The following is a 17441-nucleotide window of genomic DNA, read 5'->3' on the forward strand; positions in this document are numbered from 1 at the left end:
ACAGGAACAAATAAGCACGAAGATCGAAAGGCCGCAACCCTGAATCGCAACAGGGCCGCAATTTATTGTCGGATAATCAAGCGCCGATGTTGCAATTACCCAGCGATCTGGTCTGTTGCCGCCGGGAGGATCCATATGTTTGCTGAAACGCAAAGGTTGGCCGTGCCTGGGGCGTCGCTGGCATATCACCATGCCAAGGCCGAAGCTGCAGCACGCGGCATCTTGTTGATATCGCACGGTTTGGCCGAACATTCGAAACGATACCGCTCCTTTGCCGAGGCGATGGCGGCGCGCGGCTATCACGTCTATGTCCACGATCATCGCGGCCACGGCGAGACGACGGCACCCGATGCGCCGATCGGTCGCTTTGCCTGGCGGGGTGGGGTCGAAAAGGTGGCCGGCGACGTCATCGCTATGCGCGGTTATGCGGCCTCCCGCCATCCCGGCCTGCCTGTGATCCTCTTCGGCCATTCGATGGGCGGCCTCATCACCCTCAACGCTACCGTCACGGCTCCGGCCGACTTCGACGCCGTCGCGATCTGGAATTCGAATTTCGCCGTCGGCCTTGCCGGCCGCGCCGCCCAGGCGATCCTGCTTGCCGAGCGCATGCTGAAGGGCTCCGACGTGCCGAGCGGCCTGCTGCCGAAGCTTACCTTCGGCACCTGGGGCAAATCCATTCCCGGCCGCCGCACCGAGTTCGACTGGCTGTCGCGTCTTCCCGATGAAGTCGACAAGTATGTCGCCGATCCGCTCTGCGGCTTCGACGCCTCAGTCTCTCTCTGGCTCGATCTCTTCGAACTGACCTTCCGCGCGCCGCAGAAAACCCACCTCGACCGGCTGCCGCGGGACATGCCCGTCTATCTCGTCGGAGGCGGGCAGGATCCTGCGACGGAGCGTGGAAAAGCCCTGCTCTGGCTGTCAAACCATTTGAAAGGACAAGGCTTCTCCCGTATCAGCACTGAGATATATCAGGACATGCGTCACGAAACACTGAATGAGATCGGCGCGGATGCGGCGATCGCAGCCTTCGCGGACTGGTGCGACAGAGCCGTCGCAGGATCCTGAGCGACCAATATTCTGAGTGACAGAGATTTCATCATGAACAGCACCTCCGCCCGCCCTGTTTCGTCCGCCTCCGACGTGACGATGGGGCTTGCGCTGATGTTTATTTCGGTGATGTTCTCGCCGATCATCGATATCTTCGCCAAGCTTGCCATCGTCACCGTCCCGTCCGCCGAAATCACCGCCGCCCGCTTCGCCGTGCAAGCGCTCTGCATGCTGCCAATCGTCGTGTGGCGGCGCAGCTTCGCCGATTTTTCCTGGCGCCAGAGCCTGTTCCACGCGATCCGCGGCGCGATCATCACGATCTCGATGATCTCCTTTGTCACTACGCTGAAATACATGGCGGTCGCTGACGCAATAGCGATCTTCTTCGTCGAACCGATCATGTTGACGATCCTCGGCGGTATCTTCCTGAAGGAGATGATCGGTTGGCGGCGTTACACGGCCTGCGGCGTCGGCTTCTTCGGAGCGATGCTGATCATCCAGCCGAGTTTCGAAGAGGTCGGCTACATCGCTCTTCTGCCTGTCGTCAGCGCCTTCTGTATTGCGATCTTCGTGCTGATGACCCGCGTGCTCTCGCATAGGGAAGATCCCTGGTCGATGCAGTTCCAGATGGGCATCTGGGGCCTGCTCTTCTGCATCATCCTGCTTTATCTCAGCCAGGGAACCGGCTCCGACATCTTCGATCCGGTCATGCCGGAAGGCCGCGCCTGGTTCTATCTCGCCGGCGTCGGCGCCATGGCCGCGATATCGGGCATCCTTGGCGTCTATGCTTATCGCGCAGCACCGGCTTCAACGCTGGCGCCGCTGCAATATTTCGAGATCGTTTCGGCAACGATCTTCGCTTGGCTGGTCTTCGGCGACTTCCCGAACGCGCTCAAATGGCTCGGCATCATAATCATCATGGCGTCAGGCTTCTATATCCTCTGGCGCGAGCGGCGCTTTGCATCGAAACCGGTATCCGATACATCAGAGGCGACGTGGACGCCGTAAATCTAAGAATGAGAGTACAATTCCGAAAACCGCTCACACTTTTCGGCACTATGCTCTGAACCTGCCGGAGGAACATGACGGAGACCGTGACGAAAAAACCGCCGCTTGCCGGCATTCGGGTGATCGAGCTTGCCCGCGTGCTCGCCGGCCCCTGGGCGGGACAGATGCTCGCCGATCTCGGCGCCGACGTCATCAAGGTCGAAAATCCAGACGGCGGCGACGATACGCGCCAATGGGGGCCACCTTTCGTCGAGGGCGCCGACGGCAACAACCTCTCGGCCGCCTATTACCACGCTGCCAATCGCGGCAAGCGCTCCGTCACCGCCGACCTGAAGAGCGCCGAAGGCCAGGATCTCGTCCGCCGCCTCGTCTCCACCGCCGATGTGGTGATCGAGAATTTCAAAGTCGGCGGCCTCGTCAAATACGGGCTCGATTATGACAGCCTGCGCAAGCTGAACCCGAAGCTCGTCTATTGTTCGATCACCGGCTTCGGCCAGAACGGCCCTTACGCCAGCTTCGCCGGCTACGACTACATCGTCCAGGGCATGTCCGGCTTCATGTCGATCACCGGTGAGCCAGACGGCCAGCCAATGAAGGCAGGTGTTGCCATCGCCGATATCTTCACCGGCATCTATGCCGTCTCGGCGATCGAAGCCGCCCTGATCCACGCCCTGAAGTCAGGCGAAGGCCAGTTGGTCGACATGGCCCTGCTCGATGTGCAATCGGCCGTGCTCGCCAACCAGAACATGAATTACCTGGTTTCCGGCGAGGCACCGACCCGCCTCGGCAACGCCCATCCCAATATCTCGCCCTATGAGGTCGTGCCGACGGCTGACGGGTATCTCATTCTCGCAGTTGGAAATGACGGCCAGTTCCGCCGCCTCTGCACCATCCTCGGCCTGGAGACCATCGCCGGTGACGAGCGTTTCGCCACCAACAAGGCCCGCGTCGGCAATCGCGGCGAAGTGCACCGCCTCATCTCCACCGAGACGCTGAAATGGCAGAAGGCGGATCTGCTGAAGGCCTGCGAGGAGAATGCGGTTCCATCAGGCGCAATCAACACGATCGAGGAAATGTTCGCCCATCCGCAGGTGCAGGCCCGCCGCCTGCGCATCGACCTTGAGGATGCCGCCGGCACCCTGATCCCCGGTGTCAGGACGCCCGTGGTGCTGTCGGAGACGCCGCTGCATTATATCAGACCGAGCCCGCGTCTCGGCGAACACCAGGCAGAAATTCTGGCGGAACTCGCCGAGCGCGAGAGAAAGGCATCGTCATGAGGAAGGCATCGTCATGAAGAAGACGGGCGGGGAACTGATCGTCGAGGCGCTGAAGGCGAACGGTGTCAAACGTCTCTCCTGCGTGCCCGGCGAGAGCTTCCTCGCCGTGCTCGACGCGTTGCGCGACAGCGATATCGACGTCCTCGTCTGCCGCCAGGAGGGCGGAGCGGCGATGATGGCGGATTGCTGGGGCAGGCTGACCGGCGAACCCGGCATCTGCATGGTGACCCGCGGCCCCGGCGCCACCAACGCCTCCGCCGGCCTGCATATATCAAGGCAGGACTCGATCCCGATGATCCTGTTCATCGGCCAGGTGCAGCGGGAAGCACGCGAGCGCGAGGCCTTCCAGGAGGTCGAATTCCGCCGCGCCTTCACCGAATTCGCCAAATGGGTGGGCGAGATCGACGATGCCGCCCGCATTCCCGAGTTCGTCACCCGCGCCTTTGCGGTCGCAACGTCCGGCCGGCCCGGCCCTGTCGTGCTGACGCTGCCGGAGGACATGCTGCGCGATGAGGTCGAAGCACCCCGCGCCAGGCATTATGCCAATGTTGAGGCCCATCCCGGCCGCCGCCAGATCGACGATTTCTACGTAAGATTGCTGAAGGCCGAGCGTCCGATGGTAATCCTTGGCGGCACACGTTGGGATGCCGATGCGGTCGCCGATTTTCAGAGCTTCGCCGAGCGTTTCCATCTGCCTGTCGGCTGCTCCTTCCGCCGGCAGATGCTGTTCGATCATCTCCATCCCTGCTATGCCGGCGATGTCGGCATCGGCATCAATCCGGCATTGGCAAAGGAGATCAAGGAGAGCGACCTGCTGATCCTGCTTGGCAGCCGCATGTCGGAAATGCCGTCCTCGTCCTATACGCTGATCGATATCCCCTACCCCCAGCAATCGCTGGTGCATATCTATCCCGACCCTTCCGAGCTCGGCCGCATCTACCGTCCGGATCTTGCCATTTGCGCCGCACCTGCCGATTTTGTCGCCGGGCTCGCCGATCTGGAAGCACCGGCCAAACCACATTGGACCGAGCGCACCGTGCGCCTGCACCAGGCCTATCTCGCCTGGTCGAAACCACCCTCGACAGGTCCAGGCGCTGTCCAGATGGGGCCGATCATGGAATGGCTGGAGGCCAATACCGGGCCGCAGGCGATCTTCACCAATGGTGCGGGCAACTACGCCACCTGGGTGCACCGCTTCCATCGTTTTCGCCGCTTCAACACTCAGGCCGCCCCCACCTCCGGGTCAATGGGTTACGGCCTGCCGGCGGCTGTGGCAGCCAAGCGGCTGTTTCCAGAGCGTGAGGTCATCTGCTTTGCCGGCGACGGCTGCTTCCTGATGCACGGCCAGGAATTCGCCACCGCCATCCGCTACGAGCTGCCGATCATCGCAATCGTCGTCAACAACGGCATCTACGGCACGATCCGCATGCATCAGGAGCGCGAGTATCCCGGCCGCGTCAGCAGCACCGATCTGACCAATCCCGACTTCGCGGCCCTTGCCCGCGCCTATGGCGGCCACGGCGAGACGGTGGAAAGCACGGCGGATTTCGCCCCGGCCTTCGAGCGAGCACGCGCCAGCGGCAAGCCGGCAATCATCGAGGTCAAGCTCGATCCCGAAGCGATCACGCCGACACGCACGCTTTCCGAAATCGCGCAAACAAAAAGCCGGTGAGCACGCGCAGCGCTCACCGGCTTCAGGCAATCGAAATGGTGCGACTTAGAGCGGTTCAGCTTTTCATAGAAGCGCAGAGCCGCTCTAACCTTTTGTTTTTGCGCAATTCCGGACGGAAAACCGCTTCGCACTTCCTGGAGTTGCTTTAGTCGAGTGCTGCCGTAATGATGAACTCGACCTTGTATTTCGGCGCAGCGAGCTTGGCTTCGCTGGTGGCGCGGGCCGGCGGATTGGCCGGATCGATCCAGCCTTCCCAGACGGCGTTCATCTCGGCGAAATCGGCGATATCGGACAGGTAGATGATCGTCTGCAGGATCTTCGACTTGCTGCTGCCTGATGCAGCCAGCAGGCGGTCTACTTCGGCAAGTGAGGACTTGCACTGATCGGTGACGCTTTCGCCCTCGCCGACCTGACCTGCGAGATAGACCGTGTTGCCGTGAATGACGGCGCCGCTCATGCGCGAGCCGACGTCGATACGCTTGATGCTCATTATAGTCTCCTGAGTGAATGGCAGGTGGCGGCGCTGAGGTTCAACGTCGCAAAATCGGCCCCGGAACCGGCTCAATTACGGATATGGTGGGTCTTCTGGTAAATCGCCGTCGAGCGTGCGCCAGAGCGGCAATAGCCGAGCATCGGCCGCGGGAATTCATCGAGCGCATCGACCATGCCCTGTACGGCTTCCTCGGTCACGCCCATCGGTCCAACCGGCACATGGGCGATCTCGAGGCCGAGCTCCCTGGCGCGCGCCTCAATGACGGAGAACGACGTCTGGTCGGGACTTTCGTGGTCGGGACGGTGGCAGACGATCGATTTGAACCCCAGCGCCTTGATCTCGTCGAGCTCCTCCAGCGTGATCTGGCCTGAAACCGAATATTCATCGTCGATCTGGCGAATATCCATCGTCTTGTCTCCTCAAAAATCGTGGGTTGAAGGTCTACGACGGAGGTCTGCCAGCGTCAACAACACTTCGCTCATAGGAAAGCAAAGGTTAGCGCATAGCTGCGGCTCTCGCCTGGCGCCAGCATGTTGAACTCGCCGGCTGCCTGAAGCTCGTCGCGCGATATCCAGCGATGCGAAACCGGCTCGATGCCGATGATATGGGCGGGCGCCTTCTGGTTCCGCCAGACCTGCAGATGCGGCAGCGTGTCGGCGCGGAAGCGCACGCGCAGCGTCCTACCGCCGATTGCGGCGATCGGTCCGAGGCGGACCTCCGCAAAACCCTCCTCCGCAGCCGGCGCCGCGACGCAGAAGATGCCACCCGGCTCCTCCCCGAATGCCCAGGGGAAACCGCCATTCTCCAGCATCCGGCCTTCAAGCCGTGTGCCCTCGTCCAGCCATTTACCGCCAGTGTTCATGTGATACATCAGGAACGTCGGCACCGTCCGATCGCTCGTATTGACGACCAGATCCTCGAGCCGCACCTCGCCGGTCGCCCCATCGATCCGCCACAGCCGCTCGATGCGCTGCGGCAATCCTTCGATGGTGGTGATGTCGATATCGGCGCGGCATTCGGCGTTGCCATTCTCGAATTTCGTCCACAGCACCTTTGCCGCATGGCCGGCGGCCGATCCGTGCAGCGGGTAGACCTTGCCATCATCCCGGCCCGGGATCGGCTGGCGGTGGCGGACATGATCCGGCCCGCAGGTGAAGAGAAAGCCCTCGAGCGAGTGATCGATTCGCGTATCACCGTCGTCGGGAATGGCGCGTTTCGGCGCGATGTCGACGCCGTCGACGATACATCCGCCGATATCCAGCACCGATGTTTCGTCCAGCATCAGGCGCGGCCCGCTTGCGGCGGCAAATTCGATCATCATAGTCTCCTCGGGGAATTGTCGCTTTTAGAGCCCGTGCGTCCTTTCGGACGCACAAATGACGCTAACACTTTGAATCGACGCATCCTGCTTTCCGAAAATCCAATCCGATTTTCGGAAAGCAGGATGCGCTAGCGTTAGGTTTCGCGTCGCCATTCGTCAATCGGCGTCGTCTCCATCTTGTGCTTTTGCAGCAATCGTGGATTTTGCGGAACTGCCACAAGGACGCAAACGTTTATGAGTAAAAGGAAATCTTAGTGATTTTCATATTTTGTTCAGTACGCTTTCATAAATTCCATACTAGCGTCAAAATTCGCAGGTGTGTGTCTGCCAGTCACTGTTCGAGGTATGAGACGTGAATCGCTTTTTGAAGTCGGCCTTTTGCTTCGCGGCCGTCCTGGCTGCCCTTGCGGCTACAGCGCCGGAGGCAGGCGCACAGCAGTTCCGCGATCGCCGCCAGAGCGATATCGTGCTTGTGACGCCAAGCGGCGAAATCCTCGATTATGTTCCAGCTGGCTATATCTACGCCCGCGACCGTAGCGGCAATCGCGTGCTGATCGACGACTATGGCAATGTCGTCGCCACCGAGATGCGCGCCCGCGGCTACTATCCGCCGCGGCCCGGCCCGCGGGAAGTCTATAACGACCAGTACGGCAACGATCCCTATTATCCCGACAACAATCCCGATGGCGATACACGTTATTCCGAGCGCGGCGCCGTCACCGGCGGTATTCCGCGCGATGCGGCGATCGAACGTCAACCGCTCGGCGACGAGCCCTATCCCGATGACAACAGCATCGGCAATCCGCAGCCTGGCGGCGACTATGCCTCGATCGACCCCGACCAGCAGATCCCGCCCGCCGACCAGCCGAAGACCGCACCCGATGAGCCCGTCATCACGCTGAAGAACAAGTCGAAGCCCGAGATCGTCGCATTGCAGGTCTTCCTCGATCGCGCCGGCATCTCTCCGGGCGTCATCGACGGCCATATGGGCTCGAACGTCACCAAGGGCATCTATGCCTATGACCAGATGACCGGCTCGAAGCTCGATCCCAACGACACCGATGCCATTCTCGAAGAGCTGCGCATGAACGGCGGCCTGCCCGTCGTCAGCTACACGATCACGCCGGCCGATGCCGCCGGTCCCTTCGTTGCCGAGATCCCGGAAGATTATTCGCACAAGGCGCTGCTGCCGTCGCTCGCCTACACCTCGACCACCGAAATGCTGGCCGAACGCTTCCACATGGATGAGGCCTTTCTCAAAGAGATGAACCCCGGCGCCGATTTCACAGTTGCAGGCACCATCATCAAGGTCGTCAATCCGGGCGAGCCGAAGAGCGGCGAAGTTGCCCGCATCATCGCCGACAAGGGCCGCAAGCAGGTCTTCGCCTATGACGGCGCCGGCAATCTCCTCGCCGCCTATCCGGCGTCGATCGGCTCCACCGACACCCCCTCTCCGTCGGGCTTGGTAAATGTCGAGCGTGTCGCCCTCAATCCCGGTTATACCTATAATCCGAAGATCAATTTCCAGCAGGGCGCCAACGACAAGATCCTCAACATCCCGCCCGGCCCGAACGGCCCAGTCGGCACCGTCTGGATGGCGCTTTCCAAGCCGACATACGGCATTCACGGCACGCCCGAACCCTCGAAGATCGGCCGCACCCAGAGCCACGGTTGTATCCGTCTGACCAACTGGGATGCGACAGAGCTTGCCAAAATGGTCAAGCCGGGAGTGACGGTCGAATTCGTCGATTGAAATCATTCTGACGATAGAAACGACAAGGCCGCCGGATCGCTCCGGCGGCCTTGTCGTTTCATTCAGGAGATATTCAGGCGGCGGAGCGGACCATCGGGCTCGTCACGCGGGCGGATGCCGTCAGCCTCACCGGCAGCTTGCGCATCATTTCCTCGGCAAAACAGGTGGCGTTTTCCCGTGCCTTGTCGAGATTGCTGACACGCATCGGATCGATCGTGTGCAGCGTGCCGCCACAGTCGAAGATGTCGCGGAAGGCGGAGCGTTCGATGATAGCCGTATCCAGCACCGGCACATGCCGCTCGCTGAGCAGCGACTTGACGACTTGCAGCGCCCGCGTCGTCACCATCGAATTGACGCGGGTGAGCACCACCGAATGGCCGATCTTGATGCCGGCCTTCTCATCCAGGTACTGCAGCAGTTCGAGCACCTGCGCGCCGCCCCGCGCATCCATCGCACAGCCCTGGATCGGGATCAGCACGTGATCGGAAAGGCCGACGGCGGTGGCAAGCAACGGATTGCGCGCACCGGGCAGATCGACGATGAAATAGTCGGTATTGTGCTTGTTCTCGCTGATATGCACCGGCAGCGACGCAGTCGTGACGAAATCGATCACCGAAAGATTGGCCACATGACCTGATATTTCGTGCCAGCGCGAAATCCAGTGCTGCGGGTCGGCGTCGAGAATGGTGACGCGATAGCCTTTGCGGGCAAGCTCGGTCGCGAGCAGCAAAACAGCGGTCGTCTTGCCGGCGCCGCCCTTGGTATTTGCGAATGTGATGACAGGCATGTTCGGTCCTCGGAAGGGATGGTGCGAGCCGGAATCGCTCTTTTACGCACCATCGGAGCATTGTGCGGTTAATGCATCCTTTCTAATCATGGTTAACAAATTCGAAATACGCGCGGCGAAATTGCAGCCGGTATTTTTCACATCCCTAAAAATAGGGATGCCACCGTAACGAAAAAAGCCTGGAAAACCGAGGTTTCCAGGCCAGTCTGTTGGTCCGCTCTTATCTTGTCAGAAGCAATCCTTGAAAAGGGCCTTGGTATTTTCCAGCGTCATTGCAACCGGGTTGCCGCCCGCGCTCGGATCTTCGATCGCCATGGCCGACAATTCGTCGATGCGGTCGGCTGCGATTCCCATCGCCGACAGCGTCTCCGGCACGCCGAGTTCCGAGCGGAGCTTCAGCACATAGTCGTAGAACCCGTCGAAACCGCCCGAGATGCCGAGATAGGCGGCGGCGCGGCCGATCTTCTCCTCGATCGCCTTGCGGTTGAAGCGCAGCACTGCCGGCATCACCACCGCATTGGTCATGCCGTGATGGGTGTTGTAGACGGCGCCGATCGGGTGCGACAGCGCGTGGATGGCGCCGAGCCCCTTCTGGAAGGCGACCGCTCCCATGGCGGCAGCGGCCATCATGTTGGCGCGGGCTTCCAGATCGGTGCCTTCCCGATAGGCGCGCGGCAGGAACTCCTTGACGAGACGCATGCCTTCGAGCGCGATGCCAGCCGACATCGGGTGATAGAAGGGCGAGGAATAGGCCTCCAGACAATGGGCGAAGGCATCCATGCCGGTGCCGGCCGTGATGATCTTCGGCATGCCGACCGTCAGTTCCGGATCGGAAATGACGACGCCGGGCAGGAACTTCGGATGGAAGATGATCTTCTTCACATGGGTTTCGGAATTGGTAATGACGCTGGCGCGCCCAACTTCGGAACCGGTGCCTGCCGTTGTCGGCACCGCAACGATCGGGGCGATGCCCTCAAGGCTCGCACGCGTCCACCAGTCGCCGATATCCTCGAAGTCCCATACTGGCCGCGTCTGGCCGGCCATGAAGGCGACGCACTTGCCGAGATCGAGGCCGGAGCCGCCGCCGAAGGCAACAACGCCGTCATGGCCGCCGTCCTTGAAAGCCCTGACGCCGGCTTCAAGGTTCTTCTCGTTCGGGTTCGGATCGACATCGGCAAAGATCGCCCGGCCGAGACCGGCATCTTCGAGGATATCGAGCGCAGTCTTGGTGATCGCCATCGAGGCAAGGCCCCGGTCTGTGACGAGCAGCGGCTTCTTGATGCCGAGGCTCTTGCAGGCGTCGGCCAGTTCCGCGATGCGGCCCCGGCCGAGCTTGACCGATGTCGGATAGCTCCAGTTTGCGGTGATGTTGCTGCTCATCCTGTGACTTTCTTCAGATGGAAGGATTTCGGGCGCGTCAGATTGTGGAAGCCGATGATCGACAGCGAGCCGCCGCGGCCGGTCTCCTTGACGCCGGTCCAGCAAAGCGCCGGATCGAGATAATCTGCACGGTTCATGAAAACGGTGCCGGTTTCGATCTCGCGGCCAAGCCGCCCTGCCCGCTCGACATCTTGGGTCCAGAGCGAAGCCGTCAGCCCGTATTGGCTATCGTTCATCAAAGCGAGTGCCTCCTCGTCGCTCTTCACCTTCATGATGCCGACTGCCGGACCGAAAGTCTCTTCGCGCATGAAGGCCATGGAGTGGTCGACATTGACGAGGATCTGCGGGGCGAGATAAGCGCCGCCGTCATCCTGAGGGAAAAGCTTGGGATCGACAAGCGCTTTGGCGCCCTTGGAAACCGCATCGGCAATCTGCTCGCGCACCACCTTGGCGAAGCGCTTATGCGCCATCGGCCCGAGCGACGTATCGGGATCGAGCGGATTGCCGAGTTTGTAGTTCGACACCCAGGCAACCGATTTTTCGACGAAGGCATCGTAGAGCGATTCATGCACATAGATACGCTCGATGCCGCAGCAGCATTGGCCGGAGTTGTAGGTCGCGCCGTCCATCAGCGTGTCGACGGCCGCCTCGAGATCGGCGTCCTCCATGACATAACCCGGATCCTTGCCTCCGAGCTCGAGGCCAAGGCCGGTGAAGGTGCCGGCAGCCGCCCGCTCCATTGACCGCCCGCCTTCGACCGATCCGGTGAAGTTGACGAAATTGAAGCTGCCGGCGGCAATCAGCGCCGACGTCGTTTCGTGATCGAGGAAGACGTTCTGGAACACATCCTCGGGAACGCCGGCCTCGATGAAGGCCTGCACCAGTCGCTCACCGACCAGCAGCGTCTGCGAGGCATGTTTCAGCACCACGGTGTTGCCGGCCATCAGCGCCGGCGCAATCGTGTTGATCGCAGTCATGTAGGGATAGTTCCACGGTGCGACGACGAAGACGACGCCATGCGCCTCGCGCTCGATGCGACGCTCGAAACGCTCGCTCTCCTCGATGACGACAGGCGCCAGCGCATCCGCCGCGATCGAAGCGACATAGTTGGAGCGTTCGTTGAAGCCCTTGTATTCGCCGCCATACTTGACCGGCCGACCCATCTGCCAGGCAAGCTCCGGCACGACGACGTCGGCCATCTCGTTCAACCGCGCAGCGCCCTTCAGCACCAGTTGCACACGCTCTTCGAGCGGCCGTTTCGCCCAGGCTTTCTGCGCCTTGCGGGCGCGCGCCACCACATCCTTGGCGGCATCGAGAGAAAGGGCTGCGCGCTCGGCATAGACCGACCCGTCAACCGGTGAAATGCATTGGATCATTGCCATGATCTGTTTCCTGTCCTCGTACTTTCAAAATTTGCGTGAAGCCGTCGCTCATCCGCCTGCCGGCACCTTCTCCCCGTAGACGGGGCGAAGGGGACATACCGCACCGGCATTCCCTAACATTGACGCTGCGTTTGGCACGTCCCCTCTCCCCGTTTTTACGGGGATAGGGTTAGGGTGAGGGGCAAGCAAATCGCAAATGCCTATTAAGCTCTTTCGAAACCGCGCGCCACTTCCCAGTCGGTGATGCGGCGGTCGTATTCTTCCTGCTCCCATTCGGCAGCACGGGTGTAATGATCGATCACGTCGTCGCCGAAGGCTTTACGCAGCATAGCCGATTCCGTCATTTCAGTCGTGGCCGCGCGCAGGGTGCGTGGGATTTCGCGAACGCCCTTGCCGCCATAGGCGTCGCCGACGAAAGGGGCTTCGAGTTCGAGCTTGTTTTCGATCCCGTCAATGCCGGCGGCAAGCAGCGCGGCGAAGGCGAGATAAGGATTGAGATCGGAGCCGCCGACGCGGCACTCGATGCGGATACCCTTGGTCTCCTCGCCGCAGAGCCGGTACCCAGCGGTACGGTTGTCCTTGCTCCAGATCGCCTTGGTCGGCGCAAATGTGCCGGCCATGAAGCGTTTGTAGGAGTTGATGTAGGGCGCCAGGAAATAGGTGATCTCGCTCGCATGGGCGAGAAGGCCGGCAACGTAATTGTGCATCAGCGGCGACATGCCGTATTTGCCGGTATGGTCGAAGAATAGCGGCTTTTCCTCCAGGCTCCAAAGCGACTGGTGGATATGGGAGGAACTGCCGGCGGCATTGTAATTCCACTTGGCCAGGAATGTGATGGCCTTGCCCTTCGACCAGGCGATCTCCTTGCAGCCGTTCTTGATGATCGCGTGCCGGTCTGCCATGGCGAGCGCATCGGCGTAGCGCACGTTGATCTCCTCCTGGCCGGCCGATGCCTCACCCTTGGAGTTCTCAACCGGAATGCCGGCGCCCTGCAGCCCGGTGCGGATCGCCCGCATCACCTCTTCTTCCTTGGTGGTCTGGAAGATGTGGTAGTCCTCGTTGTAGGCGCTGACGAGCTTGAGGTTGCGGTAGCCGGAAGCCTGCGCCGCTTCGTAGCTCTGGTCGAACAGGAAGAATTCGAGCTCGGAGGCCATGTAGGCCTTCATGCCCATATCCTCGAGCCGTTTCACCTGCTTCTTCAGGATCGCGCGCGGCGAGTGGGCGACCTCCTCGTGCGTATGGTGGTCAAGCATATCGCAGAGCACCAACGCGGTGCCTTCGAGCCAGGGAATACGACGCAGCGTCGCAAGATCTGGCTTCATCGTGTAGTCGCCGTAGCCCTTCTCCCAACTCGTCGCCTTGTAGCCGGACACGGTCTCCATCTCCATGTCGGTGGCGATCAGGTAGTTGCAGCTGTGTGTTTCTTTCCAGGCGCTCTCGACGAAATATTCCGCCTGAAAACGCTTGCCCATCAGCCGGCCCTGCATATCCACCTGGCAGGCCAGAACCGTGTCGATGCGCCCTTCGGCAACATCTTTCCTGAGATCGTCTATCGTGTAGCTGCTCATTATTGACCCGCCTGAAAGAGAAATGGGAAAATCGAAAATCGGGGCAACGAAACGGCATGCCATCGCCGGAATTGGCCGGCCGGATGCCTTTTCGTTGGACCGGTGATGGGGCCGCAGAGTGCGGCCCCGCCATTTGAGAGGGAAGCTTGTTTCTCAGGCTTCGCCGACCGCCGCTTCAGCCGCGGCGATTTCAGCCTGACGCTTCGCGATATCGTCGCCGATCGGCGGGCCCTTGAAGCGGCGGTTTTCAAATGCGAACCAGACGATGCCTGTCAGCACGAGGAAGCCGACGGTAATCTCCAGCGCCCAGTCGTTCGGCGGCTGGATGCCGATATAAAAGATCAGGATCATCGAAATAATAGCAAGAACCGCGATCACCTTATACAGCCCGATCCCCATATCCCACGGCCCCATCGTCGGCCATTTCGCCGTTCCAATCGAAACAAGGCCGAGCGCGATCGGCACTGCGAAGGACAGGAACAGGAAGATGACCGTGCACGACACGACGATCGAATAGGCCGGCGTGCCGGCAATGGTGATTGCCGAGGTGAACCAAACGAAGAGGACCGAAAGGATCGAGCCCGTCCAGATGGCGGCGACCGGCGTGCGGAAATTTGGGCTGACCTTGGCGAGGGCCGACGATGCCGGAAGGCCCTTGTCGCGCGAGAAGGCGAAGATCATGCGCGAAACCGAGGTGACGGTCGCAAGCCCGCAGAGGAACTGCGAGACGAAGATCAGGAAGTAGAGAATGCTCTTGATCGTTGGGTTCGTCTGAGCGTCCATCGCCCAGAAGAACACGTTCCAGCCCTGCTTTGCCGCATCGTCCATGTTCGGGATCATCAGCACGAAGGCGCACAACATGATGTAACCGAATAGCGCCGACCAGAGTACCGCCGAAACCATGCCACGCGGTACGGAGACGGCGGCCTTGACGGTCTCTTCCGAGGTATGCGCCGAGGCATCGTAGCCGGTGATGGTGTAGATCGGCAGCAGCAGGCCGAGCAGGAATGCCATGCCGGTCGAGACGGTGCCCGGCCAAACCAGCGATGCGCCTTCGGTGCCGGTATAATTAGCGAAGGTGAACAGGCGCGAAATATCCCAGCTAGGAGCAGCCGCCAGGCAGACGATCGTCAGCAGCAGCGCCGTCGCGAAGATCAGATACCCCGAAAAATCGGTGAGCTTGGCGGTGAGACCAATGCCAAAATGGTTGATGCCGGCCTGCAGAGCCGTGATGATCGCCACGAAGACGACTCGGTGAAGAAGCGTGTCCTCGATGCCGAACTGCGGACCGAAAGCGCCGAAAAAGAAGTAGAAAGTGCCGACATTGATGGCGCCAAGCACGGTGACGAGACCGAGCAGGTTGAGCCAGGCCGACAGCCAGCCGGTGAAGCGATTCCCGAGGATCGAACCCCAGTGATAAAGCCCGCCGGCCGTCGGATAAGCGGAGCCGATCTGTGCGAGGCCGAGGGCGAAGATGAAGGATATTAAGCAGCCGAGAGGCCAGCCGATACCGATCGCAGCACCACCGGCGCCCGAAGTCGCCTGCCCGAGCGAATTGATGCCGCCGGAAAGGATGCAAATGATCGAAAACGAGATTGCGAAATTCGAGAACGAACTCATGCGTCGTTCGAGTTCCTGGGCATAACCCATGGAATGCAGGATGTGTACATCCTGCTTCTTGTCCAGTTCGGTATAGTCCGACATGACTTCCCCCTGTTCACGACCGGGCCGCGGAATTGCGGCCGGTTCAGTGCCAATTGTCCGCGGCATTTGCGCCATCCGGACGTCCGCAGTTAAACTGCTCCCTCGGGTCTTCTTTTTATCTCAGGCTTCCAGGCTTTGCTGGAGCAGACCTGTCAGATAGTCGGCCATGACCCCTTGACCGATATCGTCTGCGATGAGGTCGTTGCGGACCTCGATCATCACATTGCGCAAGCCGTTCGAAAGCCCGTGCAGGATCAGCGTGTGAGTGACGCCGTCCTCAGGCCCGTAAGGCTCGTTGCGTTCCGTTCTGTAAAGCGGCGCCTCGGCCGCAGCCTCCAGCATGCGGTCGGCCAGCCGGCTGTCCTCATCGTGCAATATGCCGAGTTCGACGGCGCGTTCGTGGCCGTGATAGACCGGCGTGAAGCTGTGCATTGTCACGATGATGCTGTCTTGCCCCCTCGCCCGACGATCGCGGATCAGCCCGCGAATGGCGTCGTGGAAAGGCACATAGAGCGCGTCGGTGCGCGCAAGCCGTTCTTCGGGGTTCAAATTCTTATTGCCGGGAATGGCGTAGATCTCGCTGGTATCTGGCATGGCGCCGGGTGAACTGGGCGGCCGGTTACAGTCGTAGATAAGCCGGGAGAACCGCTGGTAAACGAGCGTCACGTCGAGCGCTTGCGATATGTTGCGGGCGACGGCAAGCGCGCCCGGGTCCCAGGCGATGTGACTGGAGAGCGCTTCGCTGGGCAGGCCGAGATCGCCGAAAAGGGCTGGAAGGGCATTCGAGGCGTGCTCGCAAATCAGAAGCACCGGGCTCCGGCCGTGGATGCGTTCGATCCCGACGCAGTCACCGTCCGCTTCACTGAGGATTTTCGGCCGGGCCAGCACCAAAGGCGCCACTCCTTTTCCCTTAACAAATTCTTGATGAAGAAAAGAATTCTTCAGGTTTCGGCCGGTGTCAAGCATCTGCTGAAAATTTCTTTTCATGACAGTAGTTGACATGGATTGTGACAGCGTTGTTAACTTTGAGTGGGAAAGTGGCGCCAGACCATCCCGGGGAGCATAGTTACGTGACAGTTGCGTCGAAGACGGTTTCGGACGTCATACACTCGCATTTGGGGGTGTTGACGCGTGCCGAGAAGCAGCTGGCCGAAAGCCTGCTCGACAATTATCCGGTCTCCGGCCTCGGCAGCATTACCACGATCGCCGAGAACGCCGGCGTCTCGACGCCAACCGTCGTGCGTATGGTGCAGAAACTCGGCTTCAAGGGCTATCCGGACTTTCAGGCGCATCTGCATCAGGAAGTCGAGGCGACGATCTCGAACCCGATCGCCAAGCACGACCGCTGGGCGCAGAATGCCCCGGGCACCCATATTCTCAACCGTTTCGCCGATGCTATCATGGGCAATCTGCGCCAGACGCTGACCGATCTCGACACCGCGACTTTCGACAGCGTCGCCGCGCTGCTTTCCGACCGCAAGCGTGGCCTCTATTTCGTCGGTGGCCGCATCACCGGCGCGCTTGCAGAGTATTTCTTCACCCACATGCAGGTGATCCGGCCGGCAACGACGCTGCTATCTTCGAATTCCAGCAGCTGGCCGCAATATGCCCTCAACATGAATGCGGGCGACATCCTGATTATCTTCGACATCCGCCGCTACGAGCAGGAGATGGTGAGCCTCGCCACCGCCGCCCGCAAGCGCGGCGCCGAAATCGTCGTCTTCACCGACCAGTGGGGCTCGCCGGCCGCCAAGCTCGCCAGGCATGCCTTCCGCGTCCGGATCGAGGCGCCGTCGGCCTGGGATTCCTCCGTCGTCACCCTTTTCATCGTCGAAGCGCTGATCGAGGCCGTTCAGAATTCGACCTGGGACGAGACGAAGGAACGCATGAAGACACTGGAAGGCCTGTTCGAGCAGACCAGGCTTTTCCGCAAACCGGGTTAGGAGGACAAGACTAAAACAGAAGAAAAACAATGACGGATTTTGGCGAAGGCAGACGGCGTTGTCGCAAATAAAACATTTGCTGCAACCTCCGCTATTCGCAGCAGAA

At 60.7% G+C, this 17441-nt stretch carries 15 protein-coding genes; 6 read left to right on the forward strand and 9 right to left on the reverse strand.

Going from position 1 to position 17441, the window contains the following annotated elements; genetic code table 11:
- Nucleotides 1–135 precede the first annotated feature (135 nt).
- The 4 genes from N2600_RS14830 to N2600_RS14845 all read left to right on the forward strand — a co-directional run bounded on the left by N2600_RS14830 (nucleotide 136) and on the right by N2600_RS14845 (nucleotide 5004).
- Nucleotides 136–1065 (forward strand): alpha/beta fold hydrolase, encoded by a 930-nt coding sequence (locus N2600_RS14830; RefSeq protein ID WP_260296637.1) that lies wholly within the window; start codon nucleotides 136–138, stop codon nucleotides 1063–1065.
- Between the two features lie 33 nt (nucleotides 1066–1098).
- A complete protein-coding gene (locus tag N2600_RS14835) occupies nucleotides 1099–2055 on the forward strand; it encodes a DMT family transporter (RefSeq protein WP_017965131.1) in 957 nt (318 codons plus the stop codon).
- Between the two features lie 74 nt (nucleotides 2056–2129).
- Nucleotides 2130–3332: a CaiB/BaiF CoA transferase family protein gene (locus N2600_RS14840; RefSeq protein WP_260296638.1), complete on the forward strand. Its 1203-nt coding sequence runs from the start codon at nucleotides 2130–2132 to the stop codon at nucleotides 3330–3332.
- 13 nt (nucleotides 3333–3345) lie between these two features.
- Nucleotides 3346–5004, forward strand: a complete 1659-nt coding sequence (locus N2600_RS14845; protein ID WP_260296640.1) for a thiamine pyrophosphate-binding protein — start codon at nucleotides 3346–3348, stop codon at nucleotides 5002–5004.
- A gap of 145 nt (nucleotides 5005–5149) precedes the next feature.
- Here N2600_RS14845 and N2600_RS14850 read toward each other — a convergent pair whose 3' ends face one another.
- From N2600_RS14850 to N2600_RS14860, 3 genes are all read right to left on the reverse strand, one after another.
- Nucleotides 5150–5494 (reverse strand): RidA family protein, encoded by a 345-nt coding sequence (locus tag N2600_RS14850; protein ID WP_018446572.1) that lies wholly within the window; start codon nucleotides 5492–5494, stop codon nucleotides 5150–5152.
- 71 nt (nucleotides 5495–5565) lie between these two features.
- Nucleotides 5566–5904 (reverse strand): TIGR01244 family sulfur transferase, encoded by a 339-nt coding sequence (locus tag N2600_RS14855; protein WP_017961334.1) that lies wholly within the window; start codon nucleotides 5902–5904, stop codon nucleotides 5566–5568.
- A 71-nt stretch (nucleotides 5905–5975) separates the two neighbouring features.
- Entirely contained in the window at nucleotides 5976–6815 is an 840-nt protein-coding gene (locus tag N2600_RS14860; RefSeq protein WP_260296642.1) for an aldose 1-epimerase family protein, read from the reverse strand.
- 355 nt (nucleotides 6816–7170) lie between these two features.
- Between N2600_RS14860 and N2600_RS14865 the strand changes: the two genes are divergently transcribed.
- Entirely contained in the window at nucleotides 7171–8571 is a 1401-nt protein-coding gene (locus N2600_RS14865) for a L,D-transpeptidase (protein WP_017965137.1), read from the forward strand.
- Between the two features lie 73 nt (nucleotides 8572–8644).
- Here N2600_RS14865 and N2600_RS14870 read toward each other — a convergent pair whose 3' ends face one another.
- The 6 genes from N2600_RS14870 to N2600_RS14895 form a co-directional block, all read right to left on the reverse strand.
- On the reverse strand, nucleotides 8645–9358 hold the full coding sequence (locus N2600_RS14870; RefSeq protein WP_162115935.1) for a ParA family protein: 714 nt from the start codon (nucleotides 9356–9358) through the stop codon (nucleotides 8645–8647).
- Nucleotides 9359–9586: 228 nt separating this feature from the next.
- Nucleotides 9587–10738 carry an iron-containing alcohol dehydrogenase gene (locus N2600_RS14875; RefSeq protein ID WP_260296643.1) on the reverse strand — a complete coding sequence of 384 codons (1152 nt, stop codon included), beginning with the start codon at nucleotides 10736–10738 and terminating at the stop codon, nucleotides 9587–9589.
- Entirely contained in the window at nucleotides 10735–12120 is a 1386-nt protein-coding gene (locus tag N2600_RS14880) for an aldehyde dehydrogenase family protein (RefSeq protein ID WP_260296644.1), read from the reverse strand. Before N2600_RS14880 ends, N2600_RS14875 begins: the two co-directional genes overlap by 4 nt.
- Before the next feature lie 203 nt (nucleotides 12121–12323).
- Entirely contained in the window at nucleotides 12324–13688 is a 1365-nt protein-coding gene (locus tag N2600_RS14885; RefSeq protein WP_130669022.1) for a glutamine synthetase family protein, read from the reverse strand.
- A gap of 153 nt (nucleotides 13689–13841) precedes the next feature.
- The gene (locus N2600_RS14890) at nucleotides 13842–15392 is read right to left on the reverse strand and encodes an amino acid permease (RefSeq protein WP_017965142.1); all 1551 of its coding nucleotides are present in this window, start codon (nucleotides 15390–15392) and stop codon (nucleotides 13842–13844) included.
- Nucleotides 15393–15512: 120 nt separating this feature from the next.
- Nucleotides 15513–16283 (reverse strand): N-formylglutamate amidohydrolase, encoded by a 771-nt coding sequence (locus N2600_RS14895; protein WP_170276632.1) that lies wholly within the window; start codon nucleotides 16281–16283, stop codon nucleotides 15513–15515.
- Between the two features lie 179 nt (nucleotides 16284–16462).
- Here N2600_RS14895 and N2600_RS14900 point away from each other — a divergent pair, with 179 nt between their 5' ends.
- Nucleotides 16463–17335, forward strand: coding sequence for a MurR/RpiR family transcriptional regulator (locus tag N2600_RS14900; RefSeq protein WP_017965144.1), 873 nt, complete (start codon nucleotides 16463–16465; stop codon nucleotides 17333–17335).
- Nucleotides 17336–17441 lie beyond the last annotated feature (106 nt).

The organism is Rhizobium sp. WSM1274 (genome assembly GCF_025200775.1).
Classification (GTDB): Bacteria; Pseudomonadota; Alphaproteobacteria; order Rhizobiales; family Rhizobiaceae; genus Rhizobium; species Rhizobium leguminosarum_I.